Raw genomic sequence first — 18791 nt, forward strand, 5'->3', positions numbered from 1 at the left:
GGTCGGGGGAGGGCGCCCCACGCCGGTGCGCGAGAATGGAGGTCGTTGTCCATCACGACCTCACGGAAACCGCCACCATGCCTTTCACCATTCCCTTCGCCGACCGCCTCAACAACGTCGAAACCTCCGCCATCCGCGAACTTTTCAAGCTGCTGGGCAAGCCCGGCATCATCAGTTTTGCCGGCGGCTTCCCCGACAGTGCGATGTTCGACGTGGAGGGCATCCGCGAAGCGGTGAACGCCGCGCTGACCGAAGAGGCCGGCGGTGCGCTGCAATACGGCGCCACCGAGGGCTACCAGCCCTTGCGCGAACAGCTCGCCGCCTTCATGGGCAGCAAGGGTGCCAAGGACGTGGGTGCGAACGACCTCATCGTCACCACCGGCAGCCAGCAGGGCCTGGACCTGCTGGGCAAGACGCTGGTCTCGCCCGGCGACAAGGTCATCGTCGAAGGCCCGACCTTCCTCGCCACCATCCAGTGCTTCCGTCTCTACGGTGCCGAACTCATCAGCGCGCCGGTGGACGGCAATGGTGTGAAGACCGAGGAGCTGGACAAGCTGATCGCCGAACACAAGCCGAAGTTCGTCTACCTCATACCCACCTTCGGCAACCCCAGCGGCGGCTTGCTCAGCCTGGAGCGGCGCAAGCAGGTGCTGGAGATGGCGGTGAAGCACGACACGCTGATCGTGGAAGACGACCCTTACGGCGACCTCTACTTCGGCTCGGCCCCGCCGCCCAGCCTGCTCGCGCTCAGCCCCACCGTGCCCGGCAGCCGCGAGCGCCTGGTGCACTGCGGCTCCTTGAGCAAAGTGCTCAGCCCTGGCCTGCGCGTGGGCTGGATGGTGGGCCCGGCCGAGCTGCTGGCCAAGGCCACCATGTGCAAGCAGTTCAGCGATGCCCACACCAGCACCTTCGCCCAGGCCACCGCCGCGCAATACCTCAAGGCCGGCCGCATGCCCGCCACGCTGGACAAGGTGCGCAAGGTCTACGCCGAGCGCGCCATCACCATGGGCAACGCCTTGCGCCGCGAACTGGGTGATGCGATCGACTTCGTGCAGCCGCAAGGTGGCCTGTTCGTCTGGGCCAGCCTCACGGGGGCCGGTGGCAAGGTGAAGGACGGCGGTGAGCTGGCCCGCCGCGCGATCGAAAAAGGCGTGGCCTTCGTGCCCGGCGCGCCCTTCTTCGCGCGCGATCCCGACCACGCGACCCTGCGCCTGTCCTTCGCCACCGTGGGTCTGGAGAAGATCGAGGAAGGGATCGGGCGCCTGGCCCAGGCGGTCTGAGGTTGCGCTGCGGGCTCGGTCGGCAATGAGTGGCGATCGCATCCCGGACTTCGTGCGGCGCATGCAGGTGCGCCCCACCGACCGTGTGCTCGAGATCGGCTGCGGTCACGGCGTGGCCTGTGGCCTGGTGTGTGCATGGCTGACATCGGGGCAGTACCTCGCCATCGATCGCTCCCGAAAAATGATCGACGCGGCTTCAGCCCGCAATGCCCGCTTCATCGAACAGGGGATCGCCACGTTTCTGCTGGCCGATCTGGAGACCCTCGACCTGGGTGAACAGCGGCGGTTCGACAAGATCTTTGCCATGCGGGTCGGTCTTTTTCACCGGGACCCCGAGCGCGCGCGGCGCCTGGCTGAACGCTGGCTGGCACCCGGGGGCCAGCTGTTCGTCCAATACGACACGCCTGCTTGACCTGGCTGCGGGGTCTCCGCAGCCTTGTCTGGACAGGGGGTCTGCTTTCATATACTGTACATGGGTACAGTATTTTTTGATGCTTTCCATCCCTCCCGCGCACCTACCCCGCCATGCTGCCCGCCCTTTCCTGGCAGGAGGACCACCCGTCCCCGGTCCCCCCCTCTGTTCGCCCGGCAACGCCCCCCGCCGGCGGCTTGCCGGCGGCCGTGGCCGCGGCGCTGTGGCGGGGTGACCAGCTCGGCGCGCCGGTCTCGGCCGCTTGGCCCAGCGGCTTCGCCGCGCTGGACGCGCAGCTGCCCGGTGGCGGCTGGCCCGGCCATGGGCTGACCGAAGTCCTCACCCCGCACAGCGGCACGCTGGAATGGCGCCTGCTCGGGCCGGCGCTGCGCCAGGTCTGTGCCGCCGGGCAGACGGTGGTGGTGATCGGCCCGCCGCTGCCGCCGCACCTGCCCGGCCTGCGCTTCGAAGGCCTCGACGAGCGCCAACTGGTCTGGGTGCAGGCCGACACGGCGGCCGAGCGCCTGTGGTCGGCCGAGCAGCTCATCAAGGCCCAGGCCGGCGGGGCGATCGTCGCCTGGCTGCCGCGGGCGAGGGCGGAGCAGATCCGCCGGCTGCAGGTGCTGGCCACCGGTTTCGAGTCGCCGGTGTTCGTGTGCCGGCCCATGCACGCCCTGGGTGAATCATCGGCCGCGCCGCTGCGCGTACAGGTCTGCGTGGGGGTGGACTGGGCGCTGCAGTTGCGCATCGCCAAGCGCAGGGGCCCGCCGCTGGATGCCACCCTGCACCTGCCTTCGGTGCCCGGTGGCCTGGCCGCCATCCTCCCGCCCCGGCTGCGCCAGCCCAGCCGCTGGCTGCCCCGAACCGAAGAGAACGAGCATGTTGTGGTCCGCCCTGCTGCCCAGCCCGAGCGCCGGCACAGTCCCGCCCACTGAGGCTGCGCCGCAGCGCGCGCTGGCGACCTGGGCCCTGCAGTTCACGCCCCGCGTGGCGCTGGCCGACGAGGCCGTGCTCATGGAGGTGGCGGCCAGCGCGCGCCTGTTCGGTGGCCGGCGTGCCCTGCGCGATCGCGTGTTGCATGAAGCCCGCGAACTCGGCGTGGCTCGGCTGGCCTGGGCGCCCAACGGCCTGGCCGCGCTCGCGCTGGCGCGCGCCGGCATCGAAAACGGTTTCCAGCGCCCCCTGGCCGCGTTGCTCGACACCCTGCCCATGGAAACGCTGAGCGCCGTGCAGCCGCACCGGCTCACGCTCGAACACATCGGCTGTCGCACCCTGGGCGACGTGCGGGCGTTGCCGCGCAGCGGCCTGGGCCGGCGCTTCGACCAGCTTCTGCTGCAGGCGCTTGACCAGGCTTATGGCGCCGCGCCCGAGGCGCACGACTGGGTGACACTGCCCGAGCAGTTTGAAGAGCGGCTTGAGCTCATGGCCCACGTGGAGCAGGCGCCGGCCTTGCTGTTCGGCGCGCGCCGCCTGCTGCGCGTGCTCAGCGGCTGGCTGGCCGCGCGGCGCGCGGGGGTCACTGCCTTCACGCTGCGCTGGGCGCATGACGCGATGCGCGCGCGCGCGGCGGGCGAGGGCGGCGAGATCACCATCCGGACCGCCGAACCCACGCGCGACATCGAGCACCTCTGCCGCCTGCTGGGCGAGCACCTGGCGCGGGTGAAACTGCTCGCGCCCGTGGGCGACCTGGTGCTGGTGGCCACCGAGGTGCGGCCGCTGCACGACGTGAGCGCCTCGCTGCTGCCGGACACCGTGCGCCAGGGCGAGCAGCTGGGCCTGGTGCTGGAGCGGCTCTGCGCCCGCCTGGGGCCACAGCGCGTGTTGCGCCCGGTGCTGTGCGAAGACCACCGCCCCGAATGGATGTGCCGCTGGCAACCGGCCGCACTGCCCCTGCCGCGCCAGGGCGCCCGAAGCACCGAGTTGCCGCAGCCCGGCTTCCTGCTGCCCGAGCCCTTGCGGCTGGCCGTGCGCGATCACCGGCCGCTTCACCACGGCGAACTGGTCATGCTGCTCGGGCCGCAGCGCGTGGAGGGGGGGTGGTGGGACCGCGTCGAAGGCGCCGAGCGCATGCGCAACGTGGTGCGCGACTACTGGGTGGCCCTGTCCCCGCAAGCCGGCGTGCTGTGGGTGTTCCAGACCCGGCTGGACGATGCGCCCGCCTGGTACCTCCACGGGCATTTCGCATGAACGCCGACGCCCTTCCTGACTATGCCGAGCTGCGCTGTCTCTCGAACTTCAGCTTCCTGCGCGGCGCCAGCCACCCGGAAGAACTGGTCGAACGCGCGGCAGAACTGGGCTACCGCGCCCTGGCCCTGGTGGACGAATGCTCCCTGGCCGGTGTGGTGCGCGCGCACGTCACCGCGAAAAAGCACCGCTTCAAGCTGCTGATCGGCAGCCAGTTCCAGGTGCGGTGCGATGCACCTTTCACCCTGGTCGTGCTGGCCTGCAACCTCAACGGTTACGGCAACCTGTGCGAATTCATCACGCGCCTGCGCCGCAGCGCGCCCAAGGGCACCTACCGCCTCTCGATCGGCGACATCGATGCCCAGGCCCTGGCCGACTGCGTGGTGATCGCCGTGCCCGACCACCACAGCGACCAGGACGCGATGGACACCGTCGCGCGCTGGCTGCTGCAGCACTTCATGGGCCGCTGCTGGCTCGGCGCGGAGCAGCTCTGCCGCTTCGACGACGAAATGCGGCTGCACCGGTTGCGCCAGAGCAGCGCGCTCACCGCCGTGCCACTGGTGGCCGTGGGCGATGTGCGCATGCACGTGCGCTCGCGCAAACCCCTGCACGACGTGCTCACCGCCACGCGCATCGGCAAGCCGCTCACCGAATGCGGCTTCGAGCTGGAGCCCAGCGCCGAGCAGCGCCTGCGCGCGCGCCTCACCCTGGGCCAGCTCTACCCCGCCGAGCTGCTGGCCGAAACGCTCGCGGTGGCCGCGCGCTGCGATTTTTCGCTGGACGAGCTGCGCTACCAGTACCCCAGCGAGGTGATCCCCGAGGGAGAAACGCCGCAGAGCCACCTGCTCAAACTGACCGAAGAAGGTGCCCGAAGGCGGTGGCCGCAAGGCACGCCGCAGGCGTTTGCGAAACAGATCGAGCACGAGCTGGAACTCATCGCCTGCAAGCAATACGAGCACTACTTCCTGACGGTGCACGACATCGTGGCTTTCGCCCGCTCCAAAGACATCCTGTGCCAGGGCCGGGGCTCCGCGGCCAACAGCGTGGTGTGCTACTGCCTGGGCATCACCGAAGTGGACCCGGGGCGCACGGGCCTGCTGTTCGAGCGCTTCATCTCGCGCGAACGCGACGAGCCGCCCGACATCGACGTGGACTTCGAGCACGAGCGGCGCGAAGAAGTCATCCAGTACCTGTACGGAAAATATGGCCGCGAGCGCGCCGCGCTCACTGCCACCGTCATCAGCTACCGGCCGCGCAGCGCGCTGCGCGACGTGGGCAAGGCCCTGGGCTTTGCCGAGGGCTCGCTCGACAGGCTGGCCAGGCAGTCGCGCTGGTGGGACGGGCACGCCATCGCGCCCGAACGCCTGCAGGAGGCCGGCCTCGACACCGGGCAGCTGAAAGTGCGCCAGTTGCTGGAACTCACCTCCACCCTCATGGGTTTTCCGCGCCACCTCTCGCAGCACACCGGCGGCTTCGTGCTCACGCAACTGCCGCTCTCGCGCCTGGTGCCGATCGAGAACGCCAGCATGAAAGACCGCACCGTTATCCAGTGGGACAAGGACGACCTCGACGCCGTCGGCCTGCTCAAGGTGGACGTGCTCGCGCTGGGCATGCTCACCGCCTTGCGCAAGGCCATGGCACTGCTCGGAGAAAAAAACGGGCGGGCGTTCTGCATGCAGGACATTCCGGACAACGACGGCCCGACCTACGACATGATCTGCGCCGCCGACACCGTGGGCGTGTTCCAGATCGAGAGCCGCGCGCAGATGAGCATGCTGCCGCGCCTCAAGCCGCGCTGTTACTACGACCTCGTCATCGAGGTGGCGCTGGTGCGCCCCGGGCCCATCCAGGGTGGGGCGGTGCATCCTTATCTGAACCGGCGGCAGGGCAAGGTGCCGGTGGACTATCCCGGTCCCCATGGGGGCAAGGCCTTGAAGGCCGCGCTGGGCCGCACGATGGGGGTGCCCATCTTCCAGGAGCAGTGCATGCAGATCGCCGTGCTCTCGGCCGGCTTCACGCCCGGCGAGGCCGATGAACTGCGCCGTGCCATGGCCGCCTGGAAGCGGCACGGCAATGTGCAGAAGTACGAGGAACGGCTGGTCAAGGGCATGACCGATCGCGGGTATGAACTTGAATTCGCCCAGAGCATCTTCGAGCAGATCAAGGGCTTCTCCAGCTACGGTTTTCCCGAAAGCCACGCCGCCAGTTTCGCCCTGCTGGTCTATGTGAGCGCGTGGATCAAATGCCACCACCCGGCCCAGTTCCTCACCGCGCTGCTCAACAGCCAGCCGCTGGGTTTCTACACGCCCAGCCAGCTGGTGCAGGACGCGAAACGCCACGGCGTGGTCGTGCGGCCGGTGGATGTGCGGCACAGCGAGCGCGACAGCACGCTCGAAGCCGATGGCGCGGTGCGCCTGGGCATGCGCCTGGTCAGCGGCATCGGCCAGGAGGCGGCCGAGCGCATCGTGCGGGCGCGCGCGCAGCAGGCCTTCCTCGACGCGCAAGACCTCGCGCGCCGCGCCGGTCTGGACCAGCCCCAGATGAAGGCGCTGGCCGCCGCCGACGCCCTCATGGGCCTGAGCGGCCACCGCCGCCAGCAGGTGTGGGACGCCGCCGCGCTGCGCTCAGCCCCCGCCTTGCTCCAAGGTGCGCCGGTGGACGAAGCCCCGCTGGCCCTGCCGCCCGCGCCCGAAGGCGAGGCCATCGTGTGGGACTACGCCAGCCTGGGCCTCACCCTGCGCCGCCATCCGCTCGCCCTGTTGCGTGAAGAACTCGCCAGACGCAGGCTCATGACCGCCGAAGAACTCAAGGACGCGCCCAATGGCCGCCTCGTCCGCCACTGCGGCATCGTCACCCTGCGCCAGCAGCCCGGGACCGCCTCGGGCGTGGTGTTCGTGAGCCTGGAAGACGAAACCGGCGTGGTGCAGGTCATCGTGTGGCAGCGCATCCGCGACCGCCAGCGCGCCGTGCTCACTGGCGCGCGCCTGCTGGCCGTGCGCGGCGTGTGGCAGCGCGAGGGCGAGACGCGCAACCTCATTGCCGGCCACCTCGAAGACCTCACGCCCCTGCTCAACGGACTGTCCACCGTGAGCCGGGACTTCCATTGAAAACGCGCTAAAAAAAACCGCCCCGGAGGGCGGTTTGCGCGATGGCAGAGGCTGGTTAAGCCTTTTCCTTGGCGGCCTTCACAGCGCGTTCGTGGACGGCCTTGGCATCCGCCTTGCACACCTTCTGGGCATCGCCGGCCTGGTCTTCGCATTTTTCCTTGGCCAGGTCGTAGGCGGTGTCCGCCTTGACTTCTTCCAGCTTGCGGGCATTGCCCAGGGTGGCCTTGTACTTGTGCTCGAGCTCGGCCTTCTCGACCTTTTCCTTGCCCTTGGCCTCGACTTCACAGATGTCCTTGGCGTTGTCCTTGAGCGCGTCGCAGGACTTCTTGGCGTTCTTGTAGTTCATCTCGACACGGTCTTTCGCCGCGTCGTATTCGGCCTTGGTCATGGCCTGGGCCGACGCAATGGCAGAGGCGGCGCACAGGGTGATGGCGGTGAGGGTCTTGATGTACATGGTTCTTTCTCCTGAGGGTTTCGAGAGACTGCATCTTCTCCCTGCCGCTGCGCGCCATCCGTAGGAATAGCGCCTCGGGTCATGTAGGAGAAGAAGCGGCGCTGCCGCAGCGAGGTCTTTCCACGCTCCGTGATTTTTGCCCTGTTCTGACACCCGCCATCCAGGCGTCTGGGCGCAGGCGCCGCACAATGCGACGGCCCGACCTATCCCCAGGAGATTCGATGTACCAGGTATTCGACACGGACAGGGAGATGTCTCCCCTGATCGACAAGGTGTCCTTCCAGTTCAGGCAGCGCCTGTTCGATCACCCCGCGTTGAGCCTGGAGAACATCCAGCGCGCCATTCCCGAGATCAACCCGGACCTCATCTATTTTTCAGGCCACAAGATGAGCAAGGACGAGGACTTCGAGACGGCCATCACCGAAGGGCGCAAGACCCTGCCGATCGAAAAGATCATCGAAAACCTGCCGACGTCCAACTCGTACATCATGATCCGCGAGCCCGAAAGCCACCCGGCCTTTCGCGGGCTTCACGACGACCTGGTGAAAGACATCGCCCGCACCGTGAAAGCCCGGGGCCATGGCGTGCCGATCGAGCCTCGCTCCTACATCTTTCTCTCGTCGCCTCACAGCATCACGCCATTCCATTTCGACCGAGCTTCGAATTTCCTGCTGCAGATCGCAGGCTCGAAAGAGGTCACGGTCTTTCCGCCCCTGGAGCAACGCGTCATCACGCAGCCGGAGTACGAATCGCACATGGAGCGCGAAGTGGGCGCCCTCAAATGGAAACCCGAGTGCGAAAGCCTCGGTGTCGCCTACCACTGCGCACCGGGGGACGCGCTCCACATCCCGTTCCTGGCGGGGCATCACGTCAAGAATGGTCCCGAGGTGTCGGTGACCCTGTCGATCTTCTTCAATGACAGCCGAACGCTCAGGCAGCTCAACGCGATGAGGTTCAACCACCGGGTGCGCAAGAAATGGGGCGCCTCACCCATGGCGGTGGGCAGGAACCACCGTGTCGACTCCCTGAAAGCCTTGGCATTCCGGGGCTACGCGCGCCTGACCGCGTAAACGCCATGGGGGCGGGCCGCACCGTGTTCTGCTGGGCCTCGCTGGCCCTGGTGGGGCTGCTCGCGGGCTGCGCCGCACCGCCCAAGGGCACCACCGACTCCCTCGGCATTTCGTTCATCCGGGTGCCGGCGGGCGAGTTTGCGATGGGCAGCGACGAAGCCGTGCCCGCGCTGGCCGCGGCCTATCCCGGGCTGGAGCGTTCCCGCTTCGAAGGCTTGGCGGACGAAGGCCCGGTGCACCGCGTGCGCATCACCCGGCCCTTCGAGATGAGCCGGCACGAGATCACGGTGGGGCAGTTCCGCGCGTTTCTTCAGCGCTCGGGCCATGTGCCGGAATCGATCGCGGACGGCACCGGCGGCTATGGCTACAACCCGGCCTACGACCCCGCCACCAGCCCTCGGCGCGATGCATTCGAAGGGCGCTCGCCGCGCTACTCCTGGCAGAACCCCGGCTTCGCGCAGGGCGACGATCATCCCGTGGTCAACGTCACCTGGAACGACGCGGTCGCGCTGGCCCGCTGGCTGTCACAGCAGGAGGGCCGCACCTACCGCCTGCCCACGGAAGCCGAGTGGGAGTACGCGTGCCGCGCGGGCGGCACCGGGCGCTACCAGCACGGCGATGACCCGGCGGGGCTGGTCCGGGTGGGCAACACCTTCGACGAAGACGCCGCGGTGAACTGGCCGGCCTGGCGCGAGCGGGCGGTGAGCGGCCGCGATGGCCATGCGTTCACGGCACCCGTGGGCTCTTACGCCCCGAACGCCTTTGGCCTTTACGACATGCACGGCAATGTGTGGGAGTGGGTGTCGGACTGGCATGGCGACGACTACTACGCGCACTCGCCCACCGACGACCCGACGGGCCCGCCCGATGGCGAGGTGAAGGTGCGCCGGGGCGGGTCCTGGCACACCTGGCCCTTGTACACGCGGTGCGCGTTTCGCAACTGGAACACGGTTCAGACGCGCTACACGCTGGTGGGCATCCGGCTGGTGCGCGAAGGGCGTCCCTGAACGTGCTCAGGCCGGTGCGGGTCCGACCGGCGCGTAGGCGCCCGTGCCGCCAGGCCAGGGCGTCAGCACCTCGTAACCCTCGGGTGTGACGGCCACCATGTGTTCCCATTGGGCCGACAGCGAGCGGTCCCTGGTGACGACGGTCCATCCGTCGGCCAGGGTGCGGGTCTCGCGCTGTCCGGCGTTGAGCATGGGTTCGATGGTGAACACCATCCCCGGCTCCAGCTTGAGCCCTTCGCCACGCCGGCCGTAGTGCAGCACGTTGGGCTCTTCGTGGTAAGTGCGGCCGATGCCGTGCCCGCAGTATTCGCGCACCACGCTGAAGTGCTCCCGGTGGGCCACGGACTGGATCGCATGGCCGATGTCGCCCAGCGTGGCCCCGGGCCTCACCTGCCGGATGCCGGCCAGCATGGCTTCGTAGGTGGTCTGCACCAGTCGCCGGGCCAGCACGTTGGGCGCGCCGACGAAGTACATGCGGCTGGTGTCACCAAACCAGCCGTCCTTGTTGACGGCGACATCGATGTTGACGATGTCGCCCTTCTTGAGCACCTTGTCGGACGAGGGGATGCCGTGGCAGACCACCTGGTTGACCGAAGTGAGGATGGTCTTCGGGTACCCGTGGTACCCCAGGTTGGCGGGTATGGCGCCCTGAACGTTCACGATGTGCTCGTGGCAGAGGCGGTCGAGCGTTGCCGTGCTCACACCGGGCACGACGTGAGGCTCGATCATGCCGAGCACTTCCGCAGCCAGCCGGCCGGCGCGCCGCGCCATCTCGATGTCCTCGGCCGATTTGAGGGTGATGCCGCGAGCCATCAGCGCTTTGCGGCACTGGCCGCGCGGGGCCGCTCGGGCGGGGCGGCGACCGCCATGGCCATGTCCAGGCCTCCTGCGAGCTCGGCCTGAACCAGCAGCCGGCAGATCTCCCGGTGGTCCAGCGCCGGGTGCAGCTCGCAGAGCATGCCCATGCGCATCCAGTGCTCGGCCTGCGCGTTGATGGACCTGCTCAGGGCGGTGCCCGCCACGCGCAGGTTTTCGTGCATCTGGTCTGAAATCTTGACGATACCCATTCAACACCTATATATGAAACGTATATGAATCATACACGTTTCATGTGGTGATGCGGGGCGCTAGCTGTCCGTGCCCAGTCGGTCCGTGATGAGCTTCCAGTGCTCGGTGCTGACGGGCGTGATCGAGAGCCGGTTGCCGCGCTTGAGCACCACCAGATCGGCCAGCTCGGGCGTGTCGCGCAATTCGGGCAGGCTCATCAGCCGCGTCTTGCGCAGGGCCTGCACGTCCAGCAGCAGCCAGCGAGGCGACTCGGGTTTCGAGGCGGCGTCGAAGTAGGGCGATGACGTGTCGAACTGCGTGGGGTCGGGCCGTGTGCCGGAGGCCACGCGCGCAATGCCGGCGATGCCCGGCTCGGGGCAGCTGGAGTGGTAGAACAGCACGCCGTCGCCGACCTGCATGGCGTCGCGCATGAAGTTGCGCGCCTGGTAGTTGCGCACACCGGTCCAGGGCACGGTGGCTTGCGGGGCCGCGAGCGCGTCGTCGATCGAGCACTCGTCGGGCTCGGATTTCATCAGCCAGTATTGGGTCATGGCGTTCTTTCCCTGCCTCAATGCAGCTTCACCAGCGGCGTCGCCCGCTTCACCAGGAATCGCGCCACCGCCAGCACGCCGGTGCGAAGGGTGCCGAGCACCGCCTGGTGGTGCATCAGGTGCAGGCTCACGTACATCAGGCGGGCGAACATGCCTTGCACGTACCAGGTGGAGCGGAACAGGTTGCCCATGAGGTTGCCCACCGAGGTCTGCGTGCCCAGCGACACCAGCGAGCCGTGGTCCTTGTAGACGTAGGGGCTGGTGCGCGCGGGCTGCCCATGGGCGCGGCGCAGCAGCGCGTCGACGAGGTAGCTGGCCTGCTGGTGCGCGGCCTGGGCGCGTGGGGGCACGAAGCCACCATCGGCCGTGGGGCAGGCGGCGCAATCGCCCAGCGCATAGATGTCGGACTGGCCTTTGACCAGCAGGTTGGCTTGCACCTCCAGCAGGCCGGCGCGGGTCGTGGGCAGGCCGAGGGTGCCCAGGACGTCGGGCGCCTTGATGCCGGCGGCCCAGACCACGATGTCGGCGGCGAACACGCGGCCGGTGGCGTCCTCCACCTGCTCGGGCGTGATGCGCGCCACGCGGCAGTCGGTCTCGATGGTGACGTGGCGCTCGCGCAGCAGCTGCGCGGCGGCGGTAGACACTTTCTCGGGCAGGGGCGCGAGGATGCGGGCGGCGCCTTCAAGCAGGGTGATCTGCACGTCGCGGTGCGGGTCGAGCCGGCGAAAGCCGTAGTGCGAGTGCACCACGCTGGCCTCGCGCAGTTCTGCGGCGAGCTCCACGCCGGTGGCACCCCCGCCGATGATGACGACGCGCACCTGGGCCTCGGCGCCCGCGCTCTTGCGCAGTTCGGCGGCGGTGAGCAGCTTGAGCATGCGCAGGCGGAAGTGTTCGGCGTCGGCCGGGCGGTTGAGCGAAAGCGTGTGCTCGGCCGCGCCGGGCACGTTGAAGTGGTTGGCCGTGCTGCCGACCGCGATCACCAGCTGGTCGAAGGGCAGGCTGCGCTCGGGGATGAGCTCTTCCCCGGCCTCGTCGTTGACAGGGGCCACGGTCAGGGTCTTGCCGGTGGCATCGAGCGCGGTCATGGCGCCGAAGCAGAAGGTGAAGCGGTTGTCGTGCGCGAGCATTTCGTACGACAGGCCTTCCTGGTGGATGTCCAGCGTGCCGGCGGCCACCTCGTGCAGCGAGGGTTTCCAGATGTGGAAGAGCTGCCGGTCGACCAGGGTGACTTGCTCCGCGCCGAGCCTGCGACCGAGCTTGCAGGCCAGCTCCAGGCCGCCGGCGCCGCCACCGACGATCACGATTCTTGTGTGCATTCTTTGCGTCCCAGTGGAAGTTCAACGTCCACTGTAGACGACACAGGGCGACCCGGCATCGCCCGGGTCCGTGGCCGGCCGCGGCGCGAGCGCGTCGGGCCCGCCCGCGCCCGCCGTTGCGTCAGCGGCGGGTGACGACGATCTCGAGGTATTCGCTGGGCACCACCAGCGAGGCGGGCCCGCCCCGGTTGAGGCGTTCGAGCAGCTCGGTGATGTCGCTCTCCAGGGCCTGGGCCTTGTCGGGGGGCAGCGCGGCAAAGGCCTTGTGCACCGGGCCGTACCAGGTCCGGAAGACGTCGATGAAATGCGCGGCCGAGCGGTACCGGAAGTTGAACAGCCGGGGCGTGGTCTCGATCTTCGCTGCGGTGGGTCCGAACAGCTCGCGCAGGTGCGCCGGGGTGCCCCAGAGCGAGGGCGGTGGCAGGCCGGGCGGCGGCGGCAACTGGCGCCCCAGGGTCTTGAAGAGCTGGCCGATGAAGCCTTCGGGCGTCCAGTTGGCCAGGCCGATGCGTCCTCCGGGGCGGCAGACCCGGGCCATCTCGGCCGCGCTGCGGGCGTGGTCGGGGGCGAACATCACGCCGAAGGTGGAGACCACCGCGTCGAAGCTGGCGTCGTCGAAGGGCAGCTCTTCCACGTCGGCGAGCTGGAAGTGCACGTCCAGCCGCTCGGCCAGCGCGCGCTCGCTGCCCCGGTCAAGCAGGGCCTGGACATAGTCGGTGGAGGTGACGCGGGCGCCCCGGCGCGCAGCCGCCAGCGTGGCGTTGCCGTTGCCGGCGGCCACATCGAGCACGCGCTCGTCCCAGCGCAGGTCGCAGGCCTCGGCGAGCGATTCGCCGACCAGCTGCAACGTGGTGCCGATGACGGCGTAGTCGCCGCTGGCCCAGGCGGCCTGCTGGCGGGTTTTCAGGGCGATGAAGTCGGTGGGTGCGTTCATGGTGTCTGTCTCGCTCAAGGGTGGCTGGCGTGCGGGCCGCGGTCATCGTGGCCCGGCCTGCAGTGGAACCCGGTGCGGCGCGGCGCGTCCTGTCCAAACCGCGCTCAGGGCTGCCTGATCGTCCGGATCTGGCCCGGGGCGAAGGCGTGGCTGACCCAGCGTCCGGAAAAGAGGTCCCGGCGTCCGGCCCGGGGCGCACCAGCCGACGTGCTGCCTTGGAGCCAAGCAGGTGGGACGCCCATAATGGCCCGGCCCGGAGGTGCACCGTGACGCAGCAACACATCGCAAAGGCCCTTGAGCGCGTGCAAGCCGTGCTGCAGCGCCGGCCCGAGACCGGCTTGCACGAGGACGGCCCGGCCACCGCGCGCTGGGCCGGCGGCACGCGCGTGGTGGCCCGCCACGCCAACGGCACCGAGGTGCCCTCCGACATGCCCAGCGAGCTCGGCGGCACCGGCGATCTGGTGACACCGGGCTGGCTGTTCCGAGCGGGTCTGGCGTCCTGCGCGGCCACGTCCATTGTGTTGGCGGCGGCTGCCGAGGACGTGGAACTCACCCACCTGGAGGTGAAGGCCACCAGCCGCTCCGACACGCGTGGGCTGCTGGGCATGTGCGACGCCGGTGGCCAGGCGGTGAATGCCGGTCCGGGGGATGTGCAGTTGGCCGTGCGCGTGCAGGCCGGCGGGGTGTCGCCCGAGCGCCTGCGCGACCTGGTGCAGGTGGCGGTGGGCCGCTCGCCCATCCCCAACGCGCTGCAGGTCGCGACACCGCTGGCGTTGCGCATCGACATCGGCTGAGACGGCATGGATGCGCTCTCCGAAACCCTGCGGGTGGTGCACCTGGTGGGAGCCATCTTTCTGCAGGGCCGCTTTACCGCGCCGTGGTGCTACCAGTCACCGCACGCCGATGCGGCCGCGGCGCTGCTGGAGCCCGATGCCGAACGGGTGGTGATCTTCCATCTCGTTACCGAGGGCGAGTGTTTCGTCGAGCTGGACGACCTGCCCCCGGTGCGGCTGGGCGCGGGCGACGTGATCGTCTTCCCGCAGGGCGATGCGCACCGCATGGGATCGGCCCCAGGTCTCCAGCCCGCGCCCGCCACCCCGCTCCAGGAACTGCTGCAGCGCCGGCCCCGGCAACTGATGTTCGGCGGGGGTGGCGCGTCCACCCGGCTGCTGTGCGGCTACCTGGCGTGCGACGAGCGCCTGGCCCGCCTGCTGCTGGCCGGCTTGCCGCCCCTGGTGCGCGTGAACGTGCGCGGATCGAACGCAGGCACCTGGCTGGAGGCCTCGGTGCGCTACGCGCTGGCCGAGGCGCGTTCGCCCCGGCCCGGCGGCGCGGGCGTGCTGTCCAAGCTGGCCGAGGTGCTGTTCATCGAGGTGCTTCGGCTCTACATCAATGAGCACAGCGCGGGCCGCACCGGCTGGCTCGCGGGGCTGGGCGACCGCGTGGTGGGCGCCGCCCTCAACGCGCTGCATCAGCGCCCGGCCCAGGCCTGGACGCTGGAGGAACTGGCGCGCGAGGCCGGCACCTCGCGCTCGGTGTTGGCCGAGCGCTTCCAGCACCTGGTGGGCAGCTCGCCCATGCAGTACCTGATCCAGTGGCGCATGATGCTGGCCGCCAACCTGCTGTGCCGCAGCAAGGCGCCGCTCTCGCGCATCGCCGAGGATGTGGGCTACCAGACCGACACGGCGTTCATCCGCGCGTTCCGGCGCGAGTACGGCGTGCCGCCGGCCACCTGGCGGCGTCGGCGCGCGGCGCAGGCGTCCTTGGCCGTGCCGCCCTGAGCGGCGCATTTTTCCTTCAGGCACGGTTCTGGCTACGATGGGCCATGAACATGTTTGACGGACTCCCCGAAAGTCTCCCCCCCTTCCTGGCCGTCTGGCTTCCTTCCCTGGCGCTGGTGCTGCCGCTGTGCCTGATGGCCGAGCTGGTGTTCCGCGTGGGCCGCCGCGTGGTGCGGCGCGCCGCGCAGCGCGCGCCCACGGTGGCCAGCGTTGGGCGTGCCATCGAGGCGCCGGCGCATCTGGCGCTGCAGTTGCTCGCCCTCAACCTGGCCTGGCAGCAGGCCCCTGAAGGTCTGTCCGGGGTGGATCGCCTGCTCACCCTGCTGCTGATCGGCGCGTTGACCTGGTTGCTGGCGCGTGTGGTGCATGGCGTGGCGCGGGCTGTCAACGAGGCCAACCCGCTGGCGGTGTCGGACAACCTTTCGGCGCGCCGCATCCAGACGCAGACCATGGTGCTCTCGCGCACGGTGCAGGGCCTGGTGGTGCTCATCGGCGTGTCTCTCATGCTCATGACCTTTCCGGCCGTGCGCCAGATCGGCACCAGCCTGCTGGCCTCGGCAGGCGTGGTGGGCATCGTGGCGGGTTTCGCGGCGCGGCCGGTGCTGGGCAACCTGATCGCGGGCCTGCAGATCGGCCTGAGCCAGCCGATCCGCATCGACGACGTGGTGATCGTGGAGAACGAGTGGGGCGTGATCGAGGAGATCACCGGCACCTACGTGGTGGTGCGCATCTGGGACCAGCGGCGCCTGGTGGTGCCGCTGCAGTACTGGATCGAGAAACCGTTCCAGAACTGGACGCGCCGCACCTCGGAGCTGATCGGCACGGTCTTCCTCTGGGTGGACTACCGCATGCCGCTGGCACCGCTGCGCGAGGCCCTGCAGGCCGCCTGCGAGAAGTCGCCCCACTGGGACAGGCGCTTTGCGCTGCTGCAGGTCACCGAAGCGGGCGAGAAGGCGATGCAGCTGCGCTGCCTCGTCACCGCCGCCTCCGCTCCCGCGGCATGGGACCTGCGCTGCCACGTGCGCGAACACCTGATCGATTTCATCCAGCGCGAGTACCCGGGCTACCTGCCGCGGCATCGGGCGGAGATCGACCCGCCCGAGCCGGCGGCATCGGGACCGGTGCTCAACGCAGCGCCTGCGGTGGAAGGCGGCGCGGCCGAGATGGAAACGCCCAGCACACCCAGCCCGCCCCCGGGTCGGGGGTGAACACATTTTTTTTGAAAGGACACGACATGGACCCGTTCATGCAAGCCGCCATCGAGGAAGCCCGCCTGGGCCGCGAGGAAGGGGGCATCCCGATCGGCTCGGTGCTCGTGCACCAGGGCCGCATCATCGGGCGCGGCCACAACCGCCGGGTCCAGCAGGGCAGCGCCATCCTGCACGGCGAGATGGATGCGCTGGAAAACGCGGGCCGTCAGCCCGCGAGCGTCTACCAGGCATCGGTGATCTACACCACGCTGTCGCCCTGCCCAATGTGCAGTGGCGCGATCGCGCTCTACGGCATACCCAAGGTGGTGGTGGGGGAGAACCAGACCTTCCTGGGCGAGGAAGCGTGGCTGCGCGGCCGGGGCGTGGACGTGCAGGTGCTGCAGGATCCGAGCTGCGTGCACCTGATGCAGGCGTTCATCGCCGCCGAGCCCGGTCTCTGGAACGAAGACATCGGCGAGCCCTGAACCGGGGCTGGGTCAGGCCGTGGCCGGGGCCTCGTCGCCACCGCGGGTTTTGACCACCTCGCAGTGCCAGCGGTCGTGCCGCAGGATGTGGCCCGCCGCCTCCAGCTGCCTCAGCGAGCGCGCGATGGTCTCGCGCGTGGTGGAGAGCAGGGCGGCCAGCGCCACGTGGCTGGGCAGGCGGACCGCCTGGGTGCGCTGCTCGCGCGCGTACAGCTGCAGCGTGGCTAGCAGCTTCTGCTGCAGGCCCTTGATGCGCATCACGCGCGACCAGTCGGCCAGCTGGCCGTGGGCCTCCACGATGTGCGTCTGGATGCAGGCGTGGAACTGGCGGTTCACCACGCCCACGCGGTAGAAGTCGGGCACGTCCACGCTGCACACCCGCCCGGTGGAAAGGGCCTGCGCGCCGATCTGTTCCTGGTGTCCGTAGATCGCGTAGCCGCCCAGCGTCTTGCCCCGTCCGAGCAGGGCCACCGGGTGAGGCTGTCCGTCCTCGCCCTGGCGGGTGGCCATCACGGCGCCGATCTTGATGATGGAGATGCGCTGCGCCACGATGCCTTCGAGCTGGAGGGCATCGCCCTTGGTGAAGGCCGATTCCTCGATGCACGAGGAGAGCCGTTCGCGCGAGGCATCGGGCAGACAGCCCATGAGGCAGACCCGAAGCGTGGCGCAATGGTTGCAGCGGCTGCGGCAGCGAGGCGGCGGGCCAGATGAGGCATCGGTGGGCGCGGTCGGCTGTTTCATAGGGGCCCCGGGATTTAAACAAGGGTTCCTCCCAAGTAGACGCCAAACCGGGGGCTGGAAACGCGTGCTGCGTCACATCCGTGGCAGATTCATGCCGTTCTGCTGCGATTTTTGAGATGCCTCAAGGAGCATGTGTGCCGAAATGGCGTCACATGCGGTCCTTCGCGGGCCGCGTTGCGAGCCCCCACCTCCCACAGAGCGAGACACTTGCCGATGCGAAACAACCAGCCCGTGACGCAGCAGGAATACGAGTTCGATGAGCGCAGCACCCTGCTGTCCACCACGGATACGCAAAGCCACATCGTGCATGCGAACGCGGCCTTCGTGGAGGTCAGTGGCTTCACCGCCGAGGAGCTCATCGGCCAGCCGCACAACCTGGTGCGCCACCCCGACATGCCGGCCCAGGCCTTCGCCGACATGTGGAGCACGCTGCGCCAGGGCATGCCCTGGTCGGCCCTGGTGAAAAACCGGCGCAAGAACGGCGACCACTACTGGGTGCGCGCCAACGCTGCCCCGGTGATACGCGACGGCGTGCTCACGGGCTACCTCTCCGTGCGAACCAGGCCCCAGCGCGAGGAGGTGCGGTCTGCCGAGGCGCTGTACCGGCGGTTTCGCGAGGGCCGGGCGCAGGGTTGGCGCTTTTTCCGGGGGCTGGTGGTGCGCAGCGGTCCACTGGCCTGGCTGTCGTGGAACCGCTGGCTGGGCGTGAGCGGGCGCATCCGGCTCGCGCTGCTGCTGCCGGGCCTGGGCATGGCTGCGGCGCTGGCGTTGTCGGGGCTGCCGGCCGCGCAGGCCGCGTGGATGATCGCGGGCCTGGCCGCCTTGCTGGCGATCTCCGGGCTGTGGCTGCATGGCCAGCTGGCGGTACCGCTCAGGCAGGTGTTGCAGCAGGCGCAGCGCGTGGCCAGCGGGCATGCCGGCGGGCTGGCCAGTTTGAACCGGGTGGACGAGATCGGCATGCTGCTGCTCACGGTGAACCAGTCGGCGCTCAACCTGCGCTCGCTGCTGGCCGACATGTCGTCCCAGGCCGCCGGGGTGTCGGTGGCCAGCGGCGAGATCGCCCACGGCAACGACGACCTGAGCAGCCGCACCGAGCAGACCGCCGCCCACCTGCAGCAGACCGCGTCGTCCATGGAGGAGCTGGCGGCCACGATGCGGCAGAACGCCAGCGCGGCCCAGGACGCCGCCACGCTGGCGCGCCGCACCAGCGAGGTGGCGGGTTCGGGCGGCGA

At 69.2% G+C, this 18791-nt stretch carries 19 protein-coding genes; 12 read left to right on the plus strand and 7 right to left on the minus strand.

Annotation, left to right across the window (positions count from 1 at the left end):
- The first annotated feature begins 77 nt into the window (after window positions 1-77).
- The 5 genes from KIT86_RS15810 to KIT86_RS15830 all read left to right on the plus strand — a co-directional run bounded on the left by KIT86_RS15810 (window position 78) and on the right by KIT86_RS15830 (window position 6983).
- Window positions 78-1280: a PLP-dependent aminotransferase family protein gene (locus KIT86_RS15810; protein WP_297400045.1), complete on the plus strand. Its 1203-nt coding sequence runs from the start codon at window positions 78-80 to the stop codon at window positions 1278-1280.
- A gap of 25 nt (window positions 1281-1305) precedes the next feature.
- Window positions 1306-1692, plus strand: a complete 387-nt coding sequence (locus KIT86_RS15815) for a trans-aconitate 2-methyltransferase (protein ID WP_367185444.1) — start codon at window positions 1306-1308, stop codon at window positions 1690-1692.
- A gap of 113 nt (window positions 1693-1805) precedes the next feature.
- On the plus strand, window positions 1806-2627 hold the full coding sequence (gene imuA, locus KIT86_RS15820; protein ID WP_297400050.1) for a translesion DNA synthesis-associated protein ImuA: 822 nt from the start codon (window positions 1806-1808) through the stop codon (window positions 2625-2627).
- Window positions 2572-3879: a DNA polymerase Y family protein gene (locus KIT86_RS15825; RefSeq protein WP_297400052.1), complete on the plus strand. Its 1308-nt coding sequence runs from the start codon at window positions 2572-2574 to the stop codon at window positions 3877-3879. Before imuA ends, KIT86_RS15825 begins: the two co-directional genes overlap by 56 nt.
- A complete protein-coding gene (locus KIT86_RS15830; RefSeq protein WP_297400054.1) occupies window positions 3876-6983 on the plus strand; it encodes an error-prone DNA polymerase in 3108 nt (1035 codons plus the stop codon). The genes KIT86_RS15825 and KIT86_RS15830 overlap by 4 nt, the downstream gene beginning before the upstream one ends.
- A 55-nt stretch (window positions 6984-7038) precedes the next feature.
- Here the strand turns inward: KIT86_RS15830 and KIT86_RS15835 are convergent, their stop codons facing one another.
- Window positions 7039-7437 carry a hypothetical protein gene (locus tag KIT86_RS15835; protein ID WP_297400056.1) on the minus strand — a complete coding sequence of 133 codons (399 nt, stop codon included), beginning with the start codon at window positions 7435-7437 and terminating at the stop codon, window positions 7039-7041.
- Window positions 7438-7658: 221 nt separating this feature from the next.
- Between KIT86_RS15835 and KIT86_RS15840 the strand changes: the two genes are divergently transcribed.
- Both KIT86_RS15840 and KIT86_RS15845 read left to right on the plus strand, forming a co-directional pair.
- Entirely contained in the window at window positions 7659-8507 is an 849-nt protein-coding gene (locus tag KIT86_RS15840) for a cupin-like domain-containing protein (RefSeq protein ID WP_297400058.1), read from the plus strand.
- A 5-nt stretch (window positions 8508-8512) separates the two neighbouring features.
- Window positions 8513-9514, plus strand: coding sequence for a formylglycine-generating enzyme family protein (locus KIT86_RS15845; RefSeq protein WP_297400060.1), 1002 nt, complete (start codon window positions 8513-8515; stop codon window positions 9512-9514).
- 6 nt (window positions 9515-9520) lie between these two features.
- Here the strand turns inward: KIT86_RS15845 and map are convergent, their stop codons facing one another.
- The 5 genes from map to KIT86_RS15870 form a co-directional block, all read right to left on the minus strand.
- Window positions 9521-10327 (minus strand): type I methionyl aminopeptidase, encoded by an 807-nt coding sequence (gene map / locus KIT86_RS15850; protein ID WP_297400063.1) that lies wholly within the window; start codon window positions 10325-10327, stop codon window positions 9521-9523.
- The gene (locus KIT86_RS15855) at window positions 10327-10581 is read right to left on the minus strand and encodes a ParD-like family protein (protein WP_297400065.1); all 255 of its coding nucleotides are present in this window, start codon (window positions 10579-10581) and stop codon (window positions 10327-10329) included. Before KIT86_RS15855 ends, map begins: the two co-directional genes overlap by 1 nt.
- A 60-nt stretch (window positions 10582-10641) precedes the next feature.
- Window positions 10642-11112 carry an EVE domain-containing protein gene (locus KIT86_RS15860; protein WP_297400067.1) on the minus strand — a complete coding sequence of 157 codons (471 nt, stop codon included), beginning with the start codon at window positions 11110-11112 and terminating at the stop codon, window positions 10642-10644.
- A 17-nt stretch (window positions 11113-11129) separates the two neighbouring features.
- Window positions 11130-12428: an NAD(P)/FAD-dependent oxidoreductase gene (locus tag KIT86_RS15865; protein WP_297400069.1), complete on the minus strand. Its 1299-nt coding sequence runs from the start codon at window positions 12426-12428 to the stop codon at window positions 11130-11132.
- A gap of 121 nt (window positions 12429-12549) precedes the next feature.
- Window positions 12550-13362 carry a class I SAM-dependent methyltransferase gene (locus KIT86_RS15870; protein WP_297400071.1) on the minus strand — a complete coding sequence of 271 codons (813 nt, stop codon included), beginning with the start codon at window positions 13360-13362 and terminating at the stop codon, window positions 12550-12552.
- A gap of 266 nt (window positions 13363-13628) precedes the next feature.
- On the opposite strand from KIT86_RS15870, the gene KIT86_RS15875 reads away from it, so the two are divergent.
- From KIT86_RS15875 to KIT86_RS15890, 4 genes are read left to right on the plus strand one after another with little or no spacing between them, the layout of a single operon-like run.
- A complete protein-coding gene (locus KIT86_RS15875; RefSeq protein WP_297400073.1) occupies window positions 13629-14156 on the plus strand; it encodes an OsmC family protein in 528 nt (175 codons plus the stop codon).
- A gap of 6 nt (window positions 14157-14162) precedes the next feature.
- The gene (locus KIT86_RS15880) at window positions 14163-15143 is read left to right on the plus strand and encodes an AraC family transcriptional regulator (protein ID WP_297400075.1); all 981 of its coding nucleotides are present in this window, start codon (window positions 14163-14165) and stop codon (window positions 15141-15143) included.
- 50 nt (window positions 15144-15193) lie between these two features.
- Entirely contained in the window at window positions 15194-16351 is a 1158-nt protein-coding gene (locus tag KIT86_RS15885) for a mechanosensitive ion channel domain-containing protein (protein ID WP_297400077.1), read from the plus strand.
- A gap of 26 nt (window positions 16352-16377) precedes the next feature.
- On the plus strand, window positions 16378-16818 hold the full coding sequence (locus KIT86_RS15890; RefSeq protein WP_297400080.1) for a nucleoside deaminase: 441 nt from the start codon (window positions 16378-16380) through the stop codon (window positions 16816-16818).
- Window positions 16819-16830: 12 nt separating this feature from the next.
- Here the strand turns inward: KIT86_RS15890 and KIT86_RS15895 are convergent, their stop codons facing one another.
- A complete protein-coding gene (locus tag KIT86_RS15895) occupies window positions 16831-17559 on the minus strand; it encodes a Crp/Fnr family transcriptional regulator (protein WP_297400082.1) in 729 nt (242 codons plus the stop codon).
- A 213-nt stretch (window positions 17560-17772) separates the two neighbouring features.
- On the opposite strand from KIT86_RS15895, the gene KIT86_RS15900 reads away from it, so the two are divergent.
- The coding region (locus KIT86_RS15900) for a PAS domain-containing methyl-accepting chemotaxis protein (protein WP_297400084.1) at window positions 17773-18791 on the plus strand (1019 nt) is incomplete at its 3' end.

Origin of the sequence: Hydrogenophaga sp. (assembly GCF_026125825.1) — a bacterium.
GTDB lineage: Bacteria > Pseudomonadota > Gammaproteobacteria > Burkholderiales > Burkholderiaceae_C > Hydrogenophaga.

Bases quoted from the DNA above. Each gene is read 5' to 3' on its own strand.
- KIT86_RS15810 (WP_297400045.1), top strand. From the start codon at position 78: ATGCCTTTCACCATTCCCTTCGCCGACCGCCTCAACAACGTCGAAACC.
- KIT86_RS15815 (WP_367185444.1), top strand. From the start codon at position 1,306: ATGAGTGGCGATCGCATCCCGGACTTCGTGCGGCGCATGCAGGTGCGC.
- imuA (WP_297400050.1), top strand. From the start codon at position 1,806: ATGCTGCCCGCCCTTTCCTGGCAGGAGGACCACCCGTCCCCGGTCCCC.
- KIT86_RS15825 (WP_297400052.1), top strand. From the start codon at position 2,572: ATGTTGTGGTCCGCCCTGCTGCCCAGCCCGAGCGCCGGCACAGTCCCG.
- KIT86_RS15830 (WP_297400054.1), top strand. From the start codon at position 3,876: ATGAACGCCGACGCCCTTCCTGACTATGCCGAGCTGCGCTGTCTCTCG.
- KIT86_RS15835 (WP_297400056.1), bottom strand. From the start codon at position 7,437: ATGTACATCAAGACCCTCACCGCCATCACCCTGTGCGCCGCCTCTGCC.
- KIT86_RS15840 (WP_297400058.1), top strand. From the start codon at position 7,659: ATGTACCAGGTATTCGACACGGACAGGGAGATGTCTCCCCTGATCGAC.
- KIT86_RS15845 (WP_297400060.1), top strand. From the start codon at position 8,513: ATGGGGGCGGGCCGCACCGTGTTCTGCTGGGCCTCGCTGGCCCTGGTG.
- map (WP_297400063.1), bottom strand. From the start codon at position 10,327: ATGGCTCGCGGCATCACCCTCAAATCGGCCGAGGACATCGAGATGGCG.
- KIT86_RS15855 (WP_297400065.1), bottom strand. From the start codon at position 10,581: ATGGGTATCGTCAAGATTTCAGACCAGATGCACGAAAACCTGCGCGTG.
- KIT86_RS15860 (WP_297400067.1), bottom strand. From the start codon at position 11,112: ATGACCCAATACTGGCTGATGAAATCCGAGCCCGACGAGTGCTCGATC.
- KIT86_RS15865 (WP_297400069.1), bottom strand. From the start codon at position 12,428: ATGCACACAAGAATCGTGATCGTCGGTGGCGGCGCCGGCGGCCTGGAG.
- KIT86_RS15870 (WP_297400071.1), bottom strand. From the start codon at position 13,362: ATGAACGCACCCACCGACTTCATCGCCCTGAAAACCCGCCAGCAGGCC.
- KIT86_RS15880 (WP_297400075.1), top strand. From the start codon at position 14,163: ATGGATGCGCTCTCCGAAACCCTGCGGGTGGTGCACCTGGTGGGAGCC.
- KIT86_RS15885 (WP_297400077.1), top strand. From the start codon at position 15,194: ATGTTTGACGGACTCCCCGAAAGTCTCCCCCCCTTCCTGGCCGTCTGG.
- KIT86_RS15890 (WP_297400080.1), top strand. From the start codon at position 16,378: ATGGACCCGTTCATGCAAGCCGCCATCGAGGAAGCCCGCCTGGGCCGC.
- KIT86_RS15895 (WP_297400082.1), bottom strand. From the start codon at position 17,559: ATGAAACAGCCGACCGCGCCCACCGATGCCTCATCTGGCCCGCCGCCT.